20 protein-coding genes, 1 tRNA gene and 1 other RNA gene are annotated in these 20,204 nt (G+C 46.7%); 19 read left to right on the forward strand and 3 right to left on the reverse strand.

The features are described 5' to 3' along the window. The first annotated feature begins 70 nt into the window (after window positions 1-70). From G469_RS0102190 to G469_RS0102210, 5 genes are all read left to right on the forward strand, one after another. The gene (locus tag G469_RS0102190; protein ID WP_028263649.1) at window positions 71-736 is read left to right on the forward strand and encodes a hypothetical protein; all 666 of its coding nucleotides are present in this window, start codon (window positions 71-73) and stop codon (window positions 734-736) included. 91 nt (window positions 737-827) lie between these two features. Continuing rightward, the gene (locus G469_RS0102195; RefSeq protein WP_028263650.1) at window positions 828-1,406 is read left to right on the forward strand and encodes a QueT transporter family protein; all 579 of its coding nucleotides are present in this window, start codon (window positions 828-830) and stop codon (window positions 1,404-1,406) included. Further along, the gene (locus tag G469_RS0102200) at window positions 1,407-2,714 is read left to right on the forward strand and encodes a sensor histidine kinase (RefSeq protein ID WP_035425306.1); all 1,308 of its coding nucleotides are present in this window, start codon (window positions 1,407-1,409) and stop codon (window positions 2,712-2,714) included. It abuts the gene before it with no gap. A gap of 87 nt (window positions 2,715-2,801) precedes the next feature. Then, window positions 2,802-3,521, forward strand: a complete 720-nt coding sequence (locus G469_RS0102205) for a LytR/AlgR family response regulator transcription factor (protein ID WP_028263652.1) — start codon at window positions 2,802-2,804, stop codon at window positions 3,519-3,521. A gap of 44 nt (window positions 3,522-3,565) precedes the next feature. Then, window positions 3,566-4,033, forward strand: coding sequence for a metallophosphoesterase family protein (locus G469_RS0102210; protein ID WP_035425308.1), 468 nt, complete (start codon window positions 3,566-3,568; stop codon window positions 4,031-4,033). A 93-nt stretch (window positions 4,034-4,126) separates the two neighbouring features. Here G469_RS0102210 and trxA read toward each other — a convergent pair whose 3' ends face one another. Then, the gene (gene trxA, locus G469_RS0102215; protein ID WP_028263654.1) at window positions 4,127-4,447 is read right to left on the reverse strand and encodes a thioredoxin; all 321 of its coding nucleotides are present in this window, start codon (window positions 4,445-4,447) and stop codon (window positions 4,127-4,129) included. Between the two features lie 124 nt (window positions 4,448-4,571). Here trxA and G469_RS0102220 point away from each other — a divergent pair, with 124 nt between their 5' ends. Together G469_RS0102220 and pgi are read left to right on the forward strand one after the other, a co-directional pair. Then, entirely contained in the window at window positions 4,572-5,129 is a 558-nt protein-coding gene (locus G469_RS0102220) for a hypothetical protein (protein ID WP_245579107.1), read from the forward strand. Between the two features lie 47 nt (window positions 5,130-5,176). Then, window positions 5,177-6,883 carry a glucose-6-phosphate isomerase gene (gene pgi, locus G469_RS0102225; protein ID WP_028263656.1) on the forward strand — a complete coding sequence of 569 codons (1,707 nt, stop codon included), beginning with the start codon at window positions 5,177-5,179 and terminating at the stop codon, window positions 6,881-6,883. 92 nt (window positions 6,884-6,975) lie between these two features. Here the strand turns inward: pgi and G469_RS0102230 are convergent, their stop codons facing one another. Then, window positions 6,976-7,644, reverse strand: a complete 669-nt coding sequence (locus G469_RS0102230) for a hypothetical protein (RefSeq protein WP_028263657.1) — start codon at window positions 7,642-7,644, stop codon at window positions 6,976-6,978. A gap of 102 nt (window positions 7,645-7,746) precedes the next feature. After that, window positions 7,747-9,582 carry an adenine deaminase gene (locus G469_RS0102235; RefSeq protein ID WP_028263658.1) on the reverse strand — a complete coding sequence of 612 codons (1,836 nt, stop codon included), beginning with the start codon at window positions 9,580-9,582 and terminating at the stop codon, window positions 7,747-7,749. Window positions 9,583-9,750: 168 nt separating this feature from the next. Here G469_RS0102235 and ffs point away from each other — a divergent pair. The 12 genes from ffs (at window position 9,751) to G469_RS08070 (ending at window position 19,967) form a co-directional block, all read left to right on the forward strand. Further along, window positions 9,751-9,846: signal recognition particle sRNA small type (gene ffs / locus G469_RS09020), an RNA gene on the forward strand. Window positions 9,847-9,930: 84 nt separating this feature from the next. Continuing rightward, window positions 9,931-10,575, forward strand: coding sequence for a DedA family protein (locus G469_RS0102240; RefSeq protein WP_028263659.1), 645 nt, complete (start codon window positions 9,931-9,933; stop codon window positions 10,573-10,575). A gap of 139 nt (window positions 10,576-10,714) precedes the next feature. Beyond that, on the forward strand, window positions 10,715-12,856 hold the full coding sequence (pflB, locus tag G469_RS0102245) for a formate C-acetyltransferase (protein WP_028263660.1): 2,142 nt from the start codon (window positions 10,715-10,717) through the stop codon (window positions 12,854-12,856). Window positions 12,857-12,927: 71 nt separating this feature from the next. Continuing rightward, complete coding sequence (gene grcA3, locus G469_RS0102250; protein ID WP_028263661.1) at window positions 12,928-13,179, forward strand: autonomous glycyl radical cofactor GrcA3; 252 nt, start codon at window positions 12,928-12,930, stop codon at window positions 13,177-13,179. A gap of 16 nt (window positions 13,180-13,195) precedes the next feature. Then, on the forward strand, window positions 13,196-14,008 hold the full coding sequence (gene pflA, locus G469_RS0102255) for a pyruvate formate-lyase-activating protein (protein ID WP_028263662.1): 813 nt from the start codon (window positions 13,196-13,198) through the stop codon (window positions 14,006-14,008). A gap of 106 nt (window positions 14,009-14,114) precedes the next feature. Then, window positions 14,115-16,298: a DNA polymerase III subunit gamma/tau gene (gene dnaX, locus G469_RS0102260; protein ID WP_028263663.1), complete on the forward strand. Its 2,184-nt coding sequence runs from the start codon at window positions 14,115-14,117 to the stop codon at window positions 16,296-16,298. Between the two features lie 82 nt (window positions 16,299-16,380). Next, window positions 16,381-16,689 carry a YbaB/EbfC family nucleoid-associated protein gene (locus G469_RS0102265; RefSeq protein WP_211225397.1) on the forward strand — a complete coding sequence of 103 codons (309 nt, stop codon included), beginning with the start codon at window positions 16,381-16,383 and terminating at the stop codon, window positions 16,687-16,689. Window positions 16,690-16,709: 20 nt separating this feature from the next. Continuing rightward, the gene (gene recR / locus G469_RS0102270; RefSeq protein ID WP_028263665.1) at window positions 16,710-17,306 is read left to right on the forward strand and encodes a recombination mediator RecR; all 597 of its coding nucleotides are present in this window, start codon (window positions 16,710-16,712) and stop codon (window positions 17,304-17,306) included. 14 nt (window positions 17,307-17,320) lie between these two features. Beyond that, entirely contained in the window at window positions 17,321-18,220 is a 900-nt protein-coding gene (locus G469_RS0102275; RefSeq protein WP_028263666.1) for a hypothetical protein, read from the forward strand. A 151-nt stretch (window positions 18,221-18,371) separates the two neighbouring features. Next, window positions 18,372-18,448: transfer RNA gene (locus G469_RS0102280), tRNA-Asp, on the forward strand. 151 nt (window positions 18,449-18,599) lie between these two features. Next, window positions 18,600-19,103, forward strand: coding sequence for an RrF2 family transcriptional regulator (locus G469_RS0102285; protein ID WP_028263667.1), 504 nt, complete (start codon window positions 18,600-18,602; stop codon window positions 19,101-19,103). Then, the gene (locus G469_RS08070; protein ID WP_035425309.1) at window positions 19,104-19,967 is read left to right on the forward strand and encodes an HhH-GPD family protein; all 864 of its coding nucleotides are present in this window, start codon (window positions 19,104-19,106) and stop codon (window positions 19,965-19,967) included. Window positions 19,968-20,204 lie beyond the last annotated feature (237 nt).

The raw sequence follows: 20,204 nt of genomic DNA on the forward strand, positions 1-20,204 counted from the left end.
CTGGTTACAATACGGGTATTGCACTCATGCACATATACAACAAGTATTTAAGTTTTGTTAAAGGAGAACTATGGAGCAGACAAATGTACAAGCTTTTGAGCTGGGTACGCCAGCCATTGTCTGTCGCTGGCGTTTGTGCGAGTCTATGCTTCCTCTGGAAAATAGGCTCCTTCGTGCATTGGGTAAGCGTCAGATAGATGGCGTACCGGTATCTCGCAAACTACTTGCCTGGGCAAAGCAGCATCTTGAGTGGACTTTACGCAGTGGCTCATCTGACTATCCAGAAGGTACTCTCATGGTAGTTATTGATAAGAACGGTCAAGCTGTAATGACTGTTGGACCCTATGAGCCTCTTCAGTCCACAAGTCTTGCCGCTCTTATCGATCGAGCAAGTATTTCTGGGATTGAAGCGCATAAAACCTGTGTGGCTCCAGAAACCCTATGGATTGTTAAAAACGATGTACTTTATGCGAGCGTAGAACAGGGAACCTTTATGTCTGGCGTTGCTAGTCTTGTTGCAGATCTTGCACGCACCTTGGGTATTCCTATGGTATATGACTCAGATTTAGTAGAGAAGCTCAGTCATAAACAAATAGCATTTGACCAGGTATTTTTATGTTCAGATGAACACGGTATTGTGGCTGCAGATGGCTATGACACAGGTATGGCACATAAATTTGTGGGTAGCTACCAAACTCTTTTGGAAAAAGAACGAAAAAAGAAGCGCACCCATTAATGTAGGTCAGGGCATTATATGCGGGTATTTGTTTAGGAAAAAGCTGCTTGATGCGTTAAACTGAACGAGTTGCCTATTAAAGGAGTTTAACTTGTCAAGCGTAAATAAGACTACGCGTATTGCACGGATTGGCATGATTGCCGCAGCCTATGCAGCCGCGACCATTATTACTCTGTTGTTTCTAGGTGGTCTAGCATGGGGCCCCATACAGTTTAGGGTTTCTGAGGCGCTTGTTGTACTTGCGCTTTTTACGGTAGATGCTGTTCCTGGTCTTGCACTTGGTTGTGTTATTGCAAATGTGGTTAACGTTGTATTGAGCGGTTCGGGTGCCTTAGGACTCTTTGATGTGGTTTTTGGTTCTTTGGCTACTCTGTTAGGAGCTTGGGTTACTTGGCGTTTTCGCGAGAATCCTAAGGTGGCGTTGCTTGGGCCAGTCTTTGCAAACGCCCTTATTGTTTCGGCATATTTGCCCATTATTTTGAGTGGCTTAGGTTTTTATACTATTCCCTTTACCTCTATTTCTCTTGAGGGTACTTATATGTTCATGTATGCCTTTGGCTTTATTACTACGGGCATAGGTGAAGCTGTGGTGTTGTATATGTTAGGTCTTCCTTTAGCAGCAGCTCTGAAAAAGACTTCTTTTATCAAAAAGATGACGGAAGAAGAGTAAATGCGTCGAGTTGACGAGCACGGGTACCAAATTCTTTTTATAATTGGAAGCACTTTAGGTGCTATTACCATTTTGTTTTTGTCGTACGCACTCGTCCAGGATATGGCTCTTGAACTGGCTCTTATTGTGCCTATTGCTGTCAGTTCAATTCTTATTTTGGTGCTAGGTGGGATATTCTATCCGCAAGAAATTAGAACCAACACCACTCGTCAAGTATTGCATGCTGCGTATCATCTATCTGAAGTGTTGCAGGATGGACTTAATTACAATAATGCAAATGCTGTTTGCAAGATTTTGCTCAAATATGCCGATGCGGATGCCGTTGCTATTACCAATACGGATACTGTTTTGGGATATGAAGGCTACATGGCTTCCGAGTATCCGCTCGGCACACCCATCCATACTTCTGCCACTAAAGAGGTTTTACAAACAGGCATTACCACACTATTTAGGCAAATCTCCACGACAGGAGCTTCGGGAACTCATATTATTCCTGCAGGAATTGTGGGCCCGCTCAAGGTAAGGGATGAGGTCATAGGCGTTGTAAAGTTTTATTATCACAACGCTCGTAAAGCAAATCGTACGCAGTTTGCGCTGGTTAAAGGCTTATCAAATCTACTTTCCATTCAGTTATCCGCAGGAGAGCTAGAACGCCAAGCAGAACTTACAGCTAAGGCAGAGGTCAAGGCGCTCCAAGCTCAGATTAATCCCCATTTTCTTTTTAATACCCTTAACACAATGGCCGCACTTACGCGCACTGATCCTATGCGCGCACGTACCTTGCTGCGTGAGTTTGCAACGTTTTATCGCCAAACATTGGAAAACTCTGAGGCACTTATTTCTATCGAGAAGGAACTCGAACAGACACGTCGTTATTTGGGCTTTGAGCATGCGCGCTTTGGTGAAGATCGCATTATAGAGCATGAATATGTCGAGCCCGGTTGTGAGCAAATTCAGGTTCCCGCTTTTATCATCCAACCAATTGTAGAAAATGCAGTGCGTCATGGCATGCGCGATGATGGACCTCTGCACATAGACATTCATATTGCTACCGAAGGCGATGACATTTTGATTTCTGTGACCGATGACGGTTTAGGTATGAATGAAGAAGCTGCTGCTCGATTGGCAGGTGAGCCTATTGGCCCAGACGCTACAAGCGAGAAGGGTACAGGAATTGCCATGCGCAACGTGCAGGAACGTATTGAGCATATTTTTGGTGCAGATTCGGGTATAGAGATAATGTCACGTCCCAACGAAGGAACAAGTATCTCTATTCGCCTTGCCAATGCACAGGCTAGCAAACTATAGGTTTTATGAGTTTTGCTATTATTAATAATTGCGCCAGTTAAGCAATAGATAGTCTCTTAACTGAGATCGCTAGGATGGAGTGAGTACATGCTTTCTGCGATGATAATTGACGATGAAGCCCCAGCACGTTCTGAGCTCAATTACCTTCTTAAAGAAACAGGCCGTGTAGATCACATCGTGGAGGCCTCTAATGCTCGTCAGGCTGTAGAGAAGCTCATGGAGGGACGCGTAGACGTTCTCTTTATGGATATTTCTATGCCAAAAACTACAGGTATGCAGCTTGCAGAGGCAATGCAAAAAATCAAAAATCCTCCTGCAATTGTGTTTGTAACTGCTCACAGTGAGTATGCGCTCAATGCTTTTAACGTGGATGCAGTGGACTACCTAATGAAGCCGGTAGAAAATGATCGTTTGTTGCAGGCTCTTAATAAGGTACAAAAACGCTTGGCTCCTGCACCCGAAGGACATACTGCCATCGAGCGTATTCCGGTTGAAAAAGCTGGCCGTAAGGTACTGGTGCCCGTAGATACTATTCGCTATATTGAAGCTAAGGATGATTACTCCTGTATCTATACAGATACTGACAGGTATTTGTCTACAACTTCTTTAGCCCAGCTGGAGAATAAGCTATCTTCACATGGCTTTTTCCGCGTGCATCGCGGCTATATAGTTAACTTGGAATATATTGAAGATGTAGCTGGTGTTTCCAGCGGTAATTTGCAGTTGGGTCTTAGTGGTATTACCGATAAAAAGATTTCTGTTTCCCGCCGTCGTGTGGTTCAGCTTAAGCGTACGCTAGGCATATAAACAGGTAGTAGTATTTCCTAAAGGCACACCATCAGAGGCATACCATGGTAAAAAATGAGATTTCTGTAGGTATTGTTAGCGACACTCATGGCATGCTGTCCGATTCACTTATGGCAGAACTTGCCACAAATGATTATCTTGTCCACGCAGGAGATATTTGCTCTACCAGTAACTTTGATATCCTACGTAACACAGCACCTCTCTATGCCTGTCTGGGCAACAACGATGGAAGTTACTTGTACGGTCCAAATGTCGGGAAAGTTACTCGATTTGTACTGGGTGGTTTGCGTTGGCAAGTTTGTCATTATCGCGAGATGTTGGATCTTACAACCTGTGATATTGCTATTTGCGGCCATACGCACAAGCCTTTTGTGGAGGACGAGAAACCCGGCGTGCTGGTAATGAATCCCGGAAGTCCTACATATCCTCGCACTATGATGGGTCCCACCTGTGGAAAGATTGTTGTTGCAGATGGAAAAATTATTTCTGCAGAGATAGTTCTTCTCGATTAAATTACGTGCATAAGAAAAACGGCCTCCTGCCTTAGCAGGGGACCGTTTGCATTCAAGCCATGTCAATAAAAGGTAGGTAATTACCTACAAGACTTAGATATTCTCGCTAATCTCCTTGATAAGGGCAGCCTTGGGCATGTTGCCTACCATAGTATGAACAGGCTGGCCATCTTTAAAAAGAATCAAAGTTGGAATAGAAACAATGTGGAACTTGGTTGCAAGATCGGCCTCGTCATCAACATTGCACTTCAAAACGTTAATTTTGTCTGCCATCTCGTCAGAGACTTCCTCAACAATGGGACCCAAAGCGCGACAAGGACCACACCAAGTTGCCCAGAAGTCTACGAGTACGGGTTTATCACTATGAGCTACCAAAGAGTCAAAGGTAGCGCTGGTTACTTTCTCAGAAGCCATGGTTCCTCCCATTCGATACGGGCGGGACTGCCCGTAAATTACTTAACTGAGGTTTTTGTACCCAGCTCGCAAGAATTATGACGCGCGGTACAATTTGTTGTAGTCAATTTATGATTGGAATGTGATGGTTCTTATGGCAAGTGGCCGAGAAGCTCGTAGAGCAGCCTATGTCTTAAACGCACAGACCCAGTTTGTAAGCCTTGCTCAGCGTGGCGTATACATGTCGGGAAATGCTGCGGCATCCGTTGTACTACTCAAAGGAGAACTTACGGCTGCAGATACAACCTTATTGCTTTCTGGTCCCGATGGGGCGGCCTTACGTGCCGCACTTGAACAGTTGGGGTATGCACCTCAAGCATGGGGTGGTCTTGCAAGCTGCACGGTAGAAGGTACTCCTCTTTGCCCTAAACTTTTACGAGAAGCTCTTTGTGCGTTTGATCCAGATACTATCATTGCATGTGATGAGGCGGCGGCCCAAGTTTTACGTGAAGCGTATGCAGATGAACTTGCAGCTCTTCCAGATATTTCGCATGCAATGTTGGATAGGGGAGTTGTGACCATGCTGCTTGGCATGCGTGTTCTTAACCTAGGAGGTTTTGAAGCTGCACTGTTGGATAAAACATCAAAGCTCAAGATGTGGCATGCTCTTAAACAGCTTCCCGCTTTGGGAGAACCGTTTTAATGTAAAGCGTTTTGAACGCAAGAACCCTTTATGAGAAAGGTAATCATATGTCAGATACCACCGCATCAATCAAAAAACCTGTAGATGCAACGCAAACAGCCGCTTGGGCTTCTCTGCAAGAGCATTTTGCTACTGACTTTATGCAGCCTGATTTGCTTAAAACCTGGTTTGCCCATGACCCCAAGCGTGTGGAAAAACTCAGTTTTACCGTATATGATTTGTACTTTGACTTGTCCAAAAACTTACTTACTCCCAAAACAATAGAGCTGTTGTGCCAGCTAGGCCGTGAGGTGGGTCTGGAGGAGCGTCGTGATGATATGTTTGCTGGCAAGCATATTAATACTACTGAGGATCGCGCCGTACTTCATACAGCACTCCGTCGTCCTGCATCTGAGGCAGGTACGCTTATGGTGGATGGTCAGGATGCCGTAGCCGATGTTCATGAAGTACTAGAGCGCATGTACGCGTTTGCAAACAAAGTACGTTCAGGTGAATGGACAGGTGTTACAGGTAAACGCATTAAAACGGTGGTTTCCATTGGCATTGGAGGTTCTGATTTAGGCCCCTTTATGATGTACGAGGCTCTTAAACCCTATGCCGATGCAGGCATTTCGTGTCGTTTTGTATCCAACATCGATCCTACCGACCTTGCCGAGAAAACCGTCGACCTTGATCCAGAAACTACACTGGTTATTGTGGTGTCCAAAACGTTTACCACGCTAGAAACGCTTACCAATGCACGCGGTGCACGCACGTGGCTGCTGGACTGTTTGCGCGCATCTGGTGCCATTGATGGTTCTGACCAAGCAGCTGCAACAGCTATTGAGCGCCATTTTGTTGCCGTATCCACCAATCTTGAGCTTGTGAGCAAGTTTGGCATTAACCCAGATAATGCCTTTGGTTTTTGGAATTGGGTAGGCGGTCGTTACTCTGTAGATTCTGCCGTTGGCTTAGCGCTTATTCTGGCATTTGGGCCCCAGCGCTTCCAGGAACTTCTCGCAGGCTTTCATGATTTAGATACCTACTTTGCTACTACGCCTCTAGAGAAGAACGTAGTAGCTTTAATGGGTCTTCTTAATGTGTGGTATGTAAACTTCTTTGGCATGAGTTCTCATGCCGTGTTGCCCTACGATCAGTATCTGCATCGTTTTCCTGCATATTTGCAGCAGCTTACCATGGAGTCTAATGGTAAGTCTGTTCGTTGGGATGGTACGCCTGTTACCACAGATACTGGTGAGATTTTTTGGGGCGAGCCAGGAACCAATGGTCAACATGCCTTCTACCAGCTTATTCATCAGGGGACACGCAAAATTCCCTGTGACTTTATTGCGTTTGTAAATCCCGCCCACCCTACTTCTGACGGTAACCAAGATGTGCATGAGTTGTTCTTAGGTAACTTCCTGGCACAAACTAAGGCGCTTGCCTTTGGGAAAACAGCAGATGAGGTTTGTGCTGAGGGTACGGCGCAATGGATGGTTCCTGCTCGTGTATTTAGTGGTGATAGGCCCACTACGTCTATTTTTGGCGAGGCTCTAACACCTCATGCGTTGGGTGAATTAGTTGCTTTGTATGAGCACATTACTTTTGTTGAAGGCACGGTTTGGGGTCTAGATTCCTACGATCAATGGGGTGTAGAGCTAGGCAAGCAGTTAGCTAAGCAGATTACACCTGCTTTTCATGACGACAACGTTCTTGCGCAGCAAGATGCGTCTACTCGTGCGCTGATTGAGTTTTATCGTAATAAGCGCAAGTAACTACGGACAGCTCGTACGTAGTTTATAAGCGGCTGTAAAAGAGGTATTGACTCAGGTCAGTACCTCTTTATCGAGTTTTTGTGTACTTTATATTAGTGCTGCACAATCTTGCGACCAACATAGCTAATAAAATCTTCGTCGCTCATGGGTTTGCCATCCATGCCCGTTATAGCACCTCGCATAAAAATAGCATCTTCGGTGGCTTCACGGTCTGCAAGAGCATTTGCGTAATTGTCACGGCGCCAAAAATCAAAGGGATTTCCCAAATCAAAGTGAGTGATAAGTACAATAAGGTGTTTTGTTACTAAAATACGGTCAAACTTTTTGTAAGACTGGTTTAGTACTTCAAAGTTTCCGTCTTTGGTAAGGTAGCTCATCTCTACATGGTTAGGGCTTGCATGGCTGCGTAGGGTACACATCCATGGGCGAGGTATGTCGGAATCTACGCCATGGCGCACAAAAAAACGCGTATAGGTTTTGCGCCACAATGCGCGCGGCCAAAAAATAGTGGCACCGGTAATGGCTTCTGCAATGCCTGCTATCAAAGCTACGCCTACTACAATGCCAAAAATCCAACCCAGTGGATTGAAATTAAACTTAAATAACAAACCAGCCCAAAACCAAATACCAAAGAGAAGGCCATCGCCAATGCTAAATACCGTAGCGTCACGACGATTAAGCGGCCTGTCTTTGCCCGCAAAGTACTCTTCAAAGAGCTTCTCATCAAATTGCGTGGTGCTGGTAATGCGTGGCTGTGCCATGAGTCCCCGTTTCTCAAAAATACCCGACTGCAGTGTAAACCACAACAGCCGGGTATGTCAGCGAGTATCTAGCTTGTTTGGCTCAATGCACCTAAGAAAATATTAGGCAACGATAAGATCTTCCATAGTGAAGGTAACACAATTAACGTAGCCGCGGTTGGTTAGTCGTAGCTCGGGAACGCAAGCCAAAGACATAACACCCATGGTCATAAAGGGCGAGGGCATGGTGTTGCCCATGGCCATCCAAGCTTCTTCGACCTTCTCTACCTTTGCAGCAACTTGTTCTGCAGGAAGGTCACTCATAAGACCACAAAGAGGCAGTTCAACGAGGGCCAGAACCTTACCATCTGCAACAGCAACCTCGCCTCCGCCGCACTGGATAAGCGTGCGAGCAGCCAGAGCCATATCCTCATCATTGTCACCCATAACAAGCAGGTTGTGGGCATCATGTGCAACGGTTTGAGCAAGAGCACCGTGGATGCCAAAGCCATGGACAAAGCCAAAAGCATGTGTTCCTTCTGCGCCATGATGGCGATCAAAGACACAAAGTTTAAGGAGGTCGGTGGCAGGATCTGCACAAACTGCACCATCTTGTACAGGAGCAGTACAAATGGTATTGCGCGTAATGGTTTGACCAGGATCTACAGTAATAGTGCGTACCTTACAGGTGGTAGGGCCATCAATGTCTGTTGTTCCGTTTGCAGTGGGCGCGGGAATACGGAACGTGTCCGCTGTAATTTCGCGACCAAGATTCATGGTGTTGGTCATAAACTCAGGCCATGCGAAGGGTGTAACTTCAAAACAGGCCTTACCATTGAGGGCTACTAAATCACCGTCAATGTATACGCGCTTGGCTTCAAAGTTGGTGAGGTCGCGCATAAGAACAATATCTGCGCATTTGCCGGGGGTAATGGAACCTATATCTTCGCCAATGCCTAAATATTCTGCGCAGTTGATACTTGCCATCTGCAAAGCTGTTACCGGATCACAGCCTAAACGGACAGCCTCACGCAAAATACGGTCCATATGACCGTCAGAGACTAGGGTGTTGGGGTGGTTATCATCGGAACACAACAGGCAGTGACGTAAATCAATGCCCATTTGCAGTAGAGGCGGCAGATAAACGGGAAGGTTGTGCCAGGCAGAACCATAACGCAACTGCACCCACATACCCATACGTAGCTTAGCAACTACGTCATCAATACCAATGGATTCGTGGCAGGAGCTTACGCCACAGGCAATGTAGGCTGCAAGACCACGATCGGACTCTGGCACGGAATAGTGACCCGTGACGCGACGGTCTGCTTTAAGGGTCTCGCGCACTTCATTGGTGGCGTTAGGCTCGTTATTGAGAATACCAGGGAAGTTCATCATTTCGCCTAAGCCATAGGTTTCGGGCCACGTCATAGACTGAGCTACCTGGGAGGCATCAATACTGGAGCCAGTGTCTTCTACGCCTAGTACGGCAGGTACGCAGGAGGGTGTGGTAAGCATGGTCTTAAGTGGAGTGCGAGCAGCGTCTTCCCACATGGATTTAACACCGTCCAAGCCACGAACATTAGCAACCTCGTGGGGGTCTGCCAAAATGGCGGTGGTGCCATGGGGAACCACGGCACGAGCATACTCGGATGGACCAAGCATGGCAGATTCAATATGAATATGGCTATCAATGAGGCCGGGCGTGGCATACAGACCTGTGGCATCAACTACAGTGGTTTTCTCGCCAATACAATGTTCTGCTGTATGACCGGCAACACCAATGTATGCAATGCGTCCACTGGCAATAGCGATGTCGGCATCTTCTAGAATCTCATGCGTTGTAACGCTTACCAATTTTGCATGACGAATAACGGTGTCTGCGGGCTCTTTACCTTGAGCAACGCGCACTAGGTGGTCGTTAACTTCCCAAAGCGGCTTCTTACAAAAAGTGTTACGCATTGCAAGCCTTTCTGTTAAGCGTTAGTTGTAAGGCTAGAGTACCCCGAGAGCTGGGCTTTTGGGGTCCACAATTTACATGTGCGTAATATTTTTATGGGTGTGCAGAAAAGCAATGTGGAAAAACTAGGCAGATAAGCCGGTTGCACGTATACTAAGTTCCTAGTGCATTCAGCGGGTTCGGGCGACGCTATGTTCTGAACCTGGTCAGGGCCGGGAGGCAGCAGCCATAAGGAGCCTCTGGCGGGCGTCCGTTCCCGCTGAGCGCACTTGAAGCCCTTCTACCGCATGCTGGCAGGAGGGCTTATTTGTAAATGATCTTTTGTAATTAACACCCTTAAGGACGGTGTCATGTCTTTTTTTAATTACCTGGTAGAGTTACTTCGTGATCCTCGTGCTGCTATTGCCAGTGCCATAGCAGCAGGTCCACTTTTTGCATATGGCTTTGTGTTCCTTATTATTTTTGTAGAGACAGGCGTTGTCTTTTTCCCCTTTTTACCTGGTGATTCCTTGCTGTTTGCTTCTGGTTTTTTTGCTGCAGGGGGCGGCTTTAATATTGTTATGCTGCTTATAGTAGTTTGGGTTGCAGCTATTTTAGGTGACCAGTGCAATTTTATGGTTGGCCACTTCTTTGGTCGCAAGATTGTTGATTCTGGCAAGGTTAAGGCCATGACACCCGAACGCATCCAAAAGAGTGAGGAGTTTTTAGATAAGTGGGGCCACCTAGCTATTTTTCTAGGGCGCTTCTTTCCATTTATACGTACCTTTGTGCCCTTTATTGCAGGCATGGGCGGCATGCACTGGCGCAACTTTGTTGTGTATAACATCTTAGGTGGCCTTACGTGGTCCACTGTATTTGTTCTGTTAGGTTATTTCTTTGGCGGCATTCCTTTTGTTCAGAAACATTTTGAACTTTTAATCGTGGGGATCGTTGCTGTTTCTTTAGTGCCAACAGTTTTTGGCTTAGTTAAAGCCCGTATGGGCAAGAAAAAATAAAAGTTGACTACGGTTTACTATACAATTCCTAGTAAACTACTAACATTTTAAATCAAATTTATCATTTATGCGATTTTGCGCAGCACACTCGAGTATCCTGTGAGGTAGTAGCTTAGTCCTTTAAAGGAGAGTGTGGCATATGCAAGATGCATGGCATGGCTTTGTAAGTGGTAAGTGGGAACGCGAAATCAACGTTCGCAATTTTATTCAGCTTAACTATACGCCTTACGATGGTGACGAATCTTTCTTGGCCGGTCCTACCAAGGCAACCTCTCAGCTCTGGGATAAGGTTATGGACCTTTTTGCGCAAGAGCGTCAGCACAATGGCGTGTTGGATATGGATACTAAGGTAGTTTCTACTATTACCAGCCACAAAGCAGGCTATATTGATCAGTCTCTCGAGAAAATCGTGGGCTTGCAGACCGATAAACCTCTCAAGCGCGCTCTTATGGTTAACGGAGGTATCCGTATGGCCGTTGCAGCGTGCGAGCAAAATGGTTACCACGTAGATGCTGAGGTTGTAGATACCTATACCAATTATCGCAAGACTCACAATGCTGGTGTATTTGATGCATATACGCCCGAGATGCGCGCCTGCCGACACAGCCACATTATTACGGGTTTGCCCGATGCTTACGGCCGTGGTCGCATTATTGGTGATTATCGTCGTGTTGCTCTGTACGGTGTAGACCGCTTGATTGAAGATAAGCTTGCCCAAAAAAATGGCACTACTTCCATAATGACCGAGAAGGTTATTCGTCATCGTGAAGAGCTGTCTGAGCAAACCCGCGCTCTTAAGGAGCTTAAGCAACTGGGCTCTATTTACAGTCTTGATCTAGGACGTCCAGCCCAAAACTTCCAAGAAGCAGTTCAGTGGTTGTACATGGGCTACCTTGCTTCTGTAAAGGAGCAAAATGGTGCCGCCATGTCTATTGGTCGTAACTCAAATTTCTTGGATATTTATGCAGAGCGTGATTTGGCTGCTGGCATCATTACCGAGGCCGGAGTGCAGGAAATCATTGACCATTTGGTTATGAAGCTGCGTATGATTAAGTTTGCTCGCACTCCTGAATACAACGAGCTCTTCTCGGGCGACCCCCAATGGGTAACCGAGTCTATAGGCGGCATGGGTATAGATGGCCGTTCCATGGTAACTAAAACCAGTTTCCGCTACTTGCGCACCCTGGAGAACATGGGCACAAGCCCCGAGCCAAATCTCACTGTTTTGTGGTCTACTCATTTGCCCGAGGGCTTTAAGCGTTATTGCGCCAAGATTTCTATTGCAACCAGTTCTATTCAATATGAGAACGACGATCTTATGCGTGTATACCACGGAGATGACTATGCAATTGCGTGTTGCGTAAGCTCTATGCGCATTGGTAAGGAAATGCAGTTCTTTGGTGCTCGTGCCAATTTGGCAAAGTGCTTGCTTTATGCCATTAATGGTGGCCGTGACGAGAAAACCGGCGAGCAGATTGGTCCTAAGTTCTGTCCCGTTGAGGGCGATTACCTTGACTACGATGACGTTATGGCCAAGTATACGGACATGATGCGTTGGCTGGCGGGCGTGTACGTAAATGCTTTGAATGTTATCCACTACATGCACGACAAATATAGCTACGAGCGTATACAGATGGCTCTGCATGATGAGCATGTACATCGTTGGTTTGCTACGGGCATTGCAGGTTTGTCTGTTGTGGCAGATTCCCTGTCTGCAATTAAGTATGCCAAAGTCAAAGTTGTTCGTGACAATTCTGGTTTAGTAACAGACTTTGTAACCGAGGGAGACTTCCCTAAGTATGGTAATGATGACGATCGCGTAGATCTTATCGCCCACGATATTGTTGAGAAGTTCATGGCTATTATCCGCGAGTTCCCCACCTATCGTGATGCTGTTCCTACTACGTCTATCCTTACTATTACTTCTAATGTGGTATATGGCAGTGCTACCGGCAACACCCCTGACGGTCGTCGTGCGGGTGAACCCTTTGCTCCAGGTGCTAATCCCATGCATCGTCGTGATACTCACGGCGCAGTTGCCTCTTTGGCATCTGTTGCCAAGTTACCTTTTGCAGATGCTCAAGACGGTATTTCTAACACCTTTAGTATTGTTCCTCATGCACTGGGCAAGAATCAGGATGTTATGTTTAACGGTACCGAGCTTGATTTGGGCGACATTGCCGATCTGGATTTACGCGGCGAGATTAGCTTTGAGAATGGTATTGATTGTGCGTGCTCGGCAGACGCATCTGCACCCGAAGGCCTATCTGATCGTGATTAATGGCAGCTAATTGCAGCGAGCTACTTGTTTGCTGTATCCATACGCCTTACAGCTCTTAGAAAGGAGCACCTATGAAGACCAGCGATATTGCACCCAGCCAGGTAGATAATCTGGTTACTATGCTTGATGGCTATGTAGCCGAGGGCGGACATCACCTTAACGTAAACGTTTTTACCAAAGACACACTGCTGGATGCTCAGGCTCATCCCGAGAAATATCCTCAACTCACTATCCGTGTTTCTGGTTATGCGGTAAAGTTTAATTCGCTTACCAAGAAGCAGCAGGACGATGTAATTTCTCGTACTTTCCACGAGGCAATGTAGGAGCACTAGCGCACCTATGTCTGACATATCAGACAACAATCAAAATAAAGACCCGCTCACAAGTTGTGGGTGGGTCCATTCTGTTGAATCGTTTGGCACAGTTGATGGTCCGGGATGCCGTATGGTGGTCTTTATGCAGGGGTGTCCCATGCGCTGTGCATATTGTCATAATCCAGATAGTTGGGAATTTAACACTGGTACGCGGGTTAGTGTAGCTGATCTTCTTACACAATTTGAACGCAACCGTCCGTTTTATAAATCTGGTGGACTTACGGTAAGTGGCGGTGAACCGCTCATGCAGGCGGGTTTTGTAGCAGACTTGTTTGAGAAGGCTCATCAAGCACGAGCGGGTAAAATTCATACCTGTCTTGATAGCTCTGGCTTTAGCTTCAATCCGCATAATACACATCATTATCAGCAAATCTCTCGCTTGTTGGATAATTGCGATATGGTCCTTTTGGATATTAAGCATTCAGATCAAGCAAGTCATATGGATTTGTGTGGTCAACCTATAGATGATCCACTTGCTTTTGGAGATGAGTTGGCACAACGCAAAATTCCGGTAGTCATCCGTCATGTGGTTGTGCCCGGTATTACCGATACGGACGAGGAGCTTGCGGGCGTAGGTCGCATAATTGCGCAGTGGGACAATGTGGTTGGTTTGGATATTTTGCCTTACCACACTATGGGCAAATCTAAATATGAACAGCTGGGGCTTCTCTACAAACTTGAGGGTGTTCCCGCTATGGATCCCAATCATGTTCCTGGGATTCGACAAAAGATTTTACGTGAACGTGCTCGCGTTCGTGCAGTTAGAGCGGCTCATTAGTCTCAGGCTTAAAACCGTCACTCGTTTTGCATGGGTATAATAAAACATTAGCAAAATGTTTTTCTAGGCTGTAACGGTAGCCTGATTTGTTCTTAAGGACATGCGGATGGAATCGCTGTATACAAAGTATCGCCCTCAAACGTTTGATGATGTGGTTGGTCAAAGTCATGTGGTGAGCACGCTTAAACGTGCGGTAGTCGAGGGTCGTACTGGTCATGCCTACCTGTTTTGTGGTCCACGTGGTACCGGTAAAACTACTATGGCTCGCGTGCTGGCAAAGGCGCTTATTTGCAAGAAAGGCAAAGACGGTTTGCCTGATGGTACCTGCGAGGATTGTCAACTTATTGCTGCGGGTGAGCACCCTGACGTGTATGAACTGGATGCTGCGTCTCGTACGGGTGTAGACAGTGTCCGTGATGAGATTATTAATAACGTGAACTTTGCACCCGTACGTGGCCAATGCAAGGTCTACATCATCGATGAGGTTCACATGCTTACCAACCAGGCGTTTAATGCACTGCTTAAAACCCTGGAAGAACCTCCTTCCCATGTAGTCTTTATTCTATGTACCACCGATCCTCAAAAGATTTTGGCAACCGTACTTTCTCGTGTGCAGCGCTTTGATTTTCACGCTATTTCTTTGGACGACATTACTAATCGTTTGGCTTATATCTGCAATGCTGAGAGCTTTAACTATGACGAGTCCGCACTTGAGCTGGTAGCACGTCATGCGCGCGGTGGCTTGCGTGATGCTCTGAGCACCCTTGAACAACTATCTGTGTTTGGTGCCGGTACCATTTCTATTGCCGGTGCCAATGATATGTTGGGTTCTATGAGCAATCAGCAGCTTGGTCAAGTAACAGCTGCTCTTGCCACGCGTGATGTGACGGCACTTTTTAACATAGTTGCAGAGCTGGTTAATAACGGTCATGATTTGCTGCAATTTACTCGCGAGCTTGCTGCTCATATTCGTGATTTATATGTCATTGCAGCAGGTGGAAATCCCGCAACTCTTGTTTTGGGCACGCACGAGGAAATCACTCAACTTACTGAGGAGGCTCAGCAATTTCTGGGCGGTGTAGACAGGCTTTCTCGTGTTTTGGTGGAGTTAGGACATGCATCTTCTCAGATGCGCATGGCAACCAATCAGCGCCTGGTGCTCGAGGTATGTTTTACACGACTTGCTCGACCCGAGTCAGATCTTACCCTTGAGGCTCTAGCCGAGCGCATTGCTGTGCTTGAGTCTCAACTTACGCAGGGTTTTTCTCCGGCTTTAGCTTCGGTACCTACTTCTGCACCTGCGTCCGAGCCTGCTGATCCCACTGCAACTCCTGTGCCTGCCCCAATGTCTGTACCTGAGCCTGTGGTAATTCCTGCAAACAAGCCCGTGGAGTCTGCACCAGAGCCTTTCGTGTCACAACCTTCTGTTGCTGAGTCCACACCAGAGTCCAAGCCAGACATAACTCCTAGCGCACCTGGTAGTCCAGAGCTTATGCGTGGATGGCGACAGGTTTTGGATAACTTACATCAAAAAGCTCCTTCTCGTAGCTCCTTGCTTATGAATGCGATTCTTACTGCAGATTCTGGTAAGGTTCTTACGGTAAGTCTACCTGCGGGTTCTAGGTTTGCTATGAACATGCTGGTACGCCCTGAGGTCATGAAAGAAGTTCAGGCTGCCGTACAAAGCGTGTTTGGGCAGCGTGGTATTGACTATGTTGAGTCCAGTACACCAACAACTCAGGTGAGTGCACCTTCATTGGCTCCTCAGCCTGTAGCAATGCCTGTATCAGCATCTGTGCCCGAACCCGCACCTAAGCTAGAGCCTTCGCCAGTACCTATGCCTGCGGAAGAGATAGATTTCGTATCCGCACCTGTGCCAGTGCCAGAGCCTGCAAGTGATAGTCAGGTCCCTGTGGATGTATATGGGGACATTGAGCCTGCACCTTGGGAGGACACAGCTGCACCAACTCCTACACCAACGTCAACGCAATCGCCAAAGCCAGCAGCCAAGGCAACGCCCAAACGTACCAAAGTAGGAAAGACGGCAGATTCGTACTTCTCGGCAAGAATAGCTATTCCAAATGAGGTTCCTGATGATTTAACAGCGTTGCTCGAAGATGTATTTGGTGGTCCTGTAACGGTAACCACCATTGCATCAGAGGTGGAAGATGAGGCAGATGCTTACGATGTATTAGCAGAGGATACAATTACAACGGACAATGCAACTGTCGAAGACGTATCAGGCGATGATTTTGTAAACTACGATGATGAAGAAAATGATGAGTCGTAACTTAGTTTGCTCAGTATGCGACAGATTGCAGTAACTACATTAAATCGCGCCGTGCACGCAACAGAAAGGTTTTACCATGGGTATGAATATGGCTCAAATGATGAAGCAGGCTCGTAAGATGCAAGAACAGCTTGCGCAGGCGGAAGAGGCACTCAAAGATGCAGAAGTCTCTTCTTCCGCAGGCGGTGGCATGGTTAAAGTAACTGCTACGGGTAATATGCGTGTTACCTCTATTCAGATTGATCCTCAGGCAGTAGACCCCGAGGATGTAGAACTGCTTCAGGATATGGTTTTAGCAGCCGTTAATGATGCCCTTAGCTCTGCACAAGACCTGGCAAATCAACAGATGGGTGCTATTACGGGTGGACTTAACATTCCGGGATTGATGTAGGCTTATCTGTGGAAGAAACTATAAGTCAAGGTCGTGCATTACAGCGCTTGTTGGATGAATTGGGTCGTCTTCCTGGTATTGGCCCTAAGTCTGCACAACGAATTGCATATCACATTTTGGAAGCAGACTTAGAAGAGACAGAGCGTTTGGCATATGCCATTCTCGATGTTAAACAGCAGGTACATTTTTGCCCCGTCTGCTTTAGCTATGCAACGCGTGAGAAGTGTGATGTGTGCGAGGATTCGCGTCGTGATCAAGCAAGTATCTGCGTTGTATCTGAACCGCGTGATGTTTCGGCAATTGAGCGTACTGGTGCGTACCATGGCCTGTATCATGTATTGGGTGGTGTGATTTCACCCATGGACAAGATTGGTCCAGATCAGCTTCATGTACGGGAGCTGTTGGCACGCCTGTCTGACAAGAGTGTTACTGAAGTAATTTTGGCTACTAATCCCGATGTTGAGGGAGAAACTACTGCAACTTACTTGGCGCGTACTATTAAGCCGCTGGGTATAAAGGTTTCTCGTTTGGCTAGCGGATTGCCCGTTGGTGGAGATCTTGAATACGCCGACGAGGTGACCTTGGGTCGCGCCATCGAGGCACGTCGTGAGGCCTAGTAGGAAGGATTTAGATGTCCGTAACAGATAACAACACCCCAGCTTCTCGTAGGGGACGTCACTTTAAAGGTGAGACATCCAATGTGGCTTCTGATGCTGCACAGTCCCGCCCTGCGCGTCCTGTGCCTGCACCAGCACGAAAGATAACCCCTACACCTTCTGTGTCTGCTGTGTCAGACAAGGATGCGTCTTCTTCAGTTACATCCACAGATGCCCCTCGTCCTGCACCGCTGGATGATACCTCTTCATTTGCCACACTTACTAGTAATGAGGGTGCTGTTATTCCCAACCGCACTACAGCTTCTGCTGGTGCTGCTGCCGCGCGAGCAAGCCGTAAGGGTACACAACGTTCTTCTCAAAAGCTTTCTCATAAAGCGCGTCAGAATGTTTCCTCTCATACCGAAAAAGCTACCGTATCACGCAAACATTTGCTGGTAGTTATCTTGGCTGCGCTCGTAGTTGTAGTTGTTGTTATTGCAGCAAGCTTTATGTTGTTCAAAAAGCCAGCCAATAACTCTGAGAGCACACGTGTAGAGCGTACGCAGGCCAGCAAGGATGATGTTATTACATACGATGATTATTCCTACGCTACCAAGCAAAACGACGATGGAAGTTACTCTCTTACTCGTACGGCACAGGGTAGTTCAGAGCCTTTGGAACTTTTCAAACTTGAAGGTACACCTGTTGGCATGGTTCTGTATGATGGCGCGCTTATCATTCCAGAAAACCTATCCGATGGAAGTTGGGATATTGTGGCATGGACTATGGGTGATGGTTCTGTTGCTACCAAGGTGGCCGATAAGGATGGTAATCCGGTAAAGGGCAACGGAGTACTTTCCAAGATAGAGCTTAAGGACAATTCGCTCGTTTTGTCAGATGACAACAATGCGTCAACAACGGTTCCTTTGACTTAGTTTGTCTGGTGTAGTGTTTGGCGTTGTGTGTTAGAAGTAAAACTTCACAAGTTAAGAAGGAATTGTGTATAAAACGCTCTCAAATTTTTTTGGGAAAAGCACTAGACACTAGAGGGCTTCTCTGGATATAATCTACTTCGCACTTAAGCACGGGGTGTTAGCTCAGCTGGTTAGAGCGCCGGCCTGTCACGTCGGAGGTCGAGGGTTCAAGTCCCTTACATCCCGCCATTTGCATGCTCAGAGCCTCCAATGGAGGCTCTTTTTTTATCTGTCTTGCATACGATGCGTTTACCTGCGCATTAAAATGGTATAAATGTTATCGCTTATGTGCACATTAAACTAACTACCATTGGCTTTTATGGGCCGGGAGGAATAGCAAATGGACCTGTCTAGAAAAACCGATTATGCCTTGCGTATCTTGGCAGAGCTTATTCGTGATGAAGGTCAAACTGTTTTATCGGTACGTACTGCTGCAAAAAAGAATGACGTACCTTATTCCTTTGCTCGTTCCATTCAGCATGATTTAACACTTGCTGGCATTATTCAATCTACTCGTGGCGCTCATGGTGGCATGCAACTTATGATTGATCCTAAAGTCACTACTTTGCTTGAGGTAGTAGAAGCTTGTCAGGGTCCTGTGGCTATTTCCAACTGTGATTGGAATGGTCCTGATGGTGGTCCGTGCTTACGCGCAACCCACTGTGCCTTTAATCCTATTTGGTGTGGTGCTACACGTATGTTACGTGACTATCTGTCTTCGGTTACGCTGCATGATGTTGTCTTTGGTACTAAGGCACCTTCGCTTCCCGAAGGTTATTGGAGCAGCTCTGCATTCGAGACACTGCGTACTCCTGCCATGGAAAATCTTCAGCCCGAGGTTTAAATGTCAGTGGACCTTACTGCATTTCGTGTAAAAGTGCTGGCAGAGGGGCAGACTCACTACCGAGACTTACCGTGGCGTAATACGCATGACCCCTACCATATTTGGATTAGTGAAGTTATGCTTCAACAAACACAGGTATCTCGTGTAGATGGTCGTTGGCAGCGCTGGCTTAATCGTTTTCCTAGCATAGAGGCACTTGCACAAGCGGATTCTGCAGAGGTGTTGGATGAGTGGCAGGGTCTTGGCTACAATCGTCGTGCACTTTCGGTTCATAAAGCGGCTCAACAGATTGTCACTCTTCCCAATGGGTTTCCTACTCAGACAAAAGAACTGGTAGCTCTTCCAGGTATTGGGCCAGCTACGGCGGCAGGTATTCGCGCTTTTGCGTTTGAGCTTCCTGGTGTTTATTTGGAAACTAATGTGCGTACCGTTTTTTTACACGAGTTTTTTCCTCAGCAGGAAGGTATTTCCGATAAGCAGATTATTCCTCTTGTCGAGAAAACTTGTCCTACAGATGCTTCTAATCCACAAGATAATCCACGTAGCTGGTACTATGCTTTGCTCGACTATGGTGCCTATCTCAAAAAGGTGGTACCCAATCCATCGAGGCGATCTAAAACTCATAGTAAGCAATCAAAGTTTGAGGGTTCGCACCGACAAAAACGAGCTGAACTGCTGCGCATTTTGCTTGAAGCGCGCCGTCTAGCAACTCCTATGGGCGAGCTTGAATTAGCCCTAGCACTTAACGCGCAAGAGGCTCAGGCCCATCGTCCTGAGGTTGAACATGAGGAATTTATCAAGCTCCTTACGGAATTATCGCGCGAGGGTTTTTGCAAAAAAACTACTACTGGCTGGATTGCTTAGGGCTGGTTAGAACCATGCAATAAAGGGTGTCAAACACTTTTTGAAGGGACACCTAAACAAAGTCTCCTTGTTAGCTTTTGGTAACATTTTTGCAGGTAGGGGCTGTGACCAGCATACTTCTGGGGTTTTCTTTGTGGGTGCAAAATTTTAAGGAAAAGTGAAGCATTAAATTAATGTTTGCGCTGAAGTAGCATTTGCTATCGGCTACAATGGTTATAGACGTGCGGAGGGGAGTCC

It is taken from the genome of Atopobium fossor DSM 15642, assembly GCF_000483125.1.
Classification (GTDB): domain Bacteria; phylum Actinomycetota; class Coriobacteriia; order Coriobacteriales; family Atopobiaceae; genus Atopobium; species Atopobium fossor.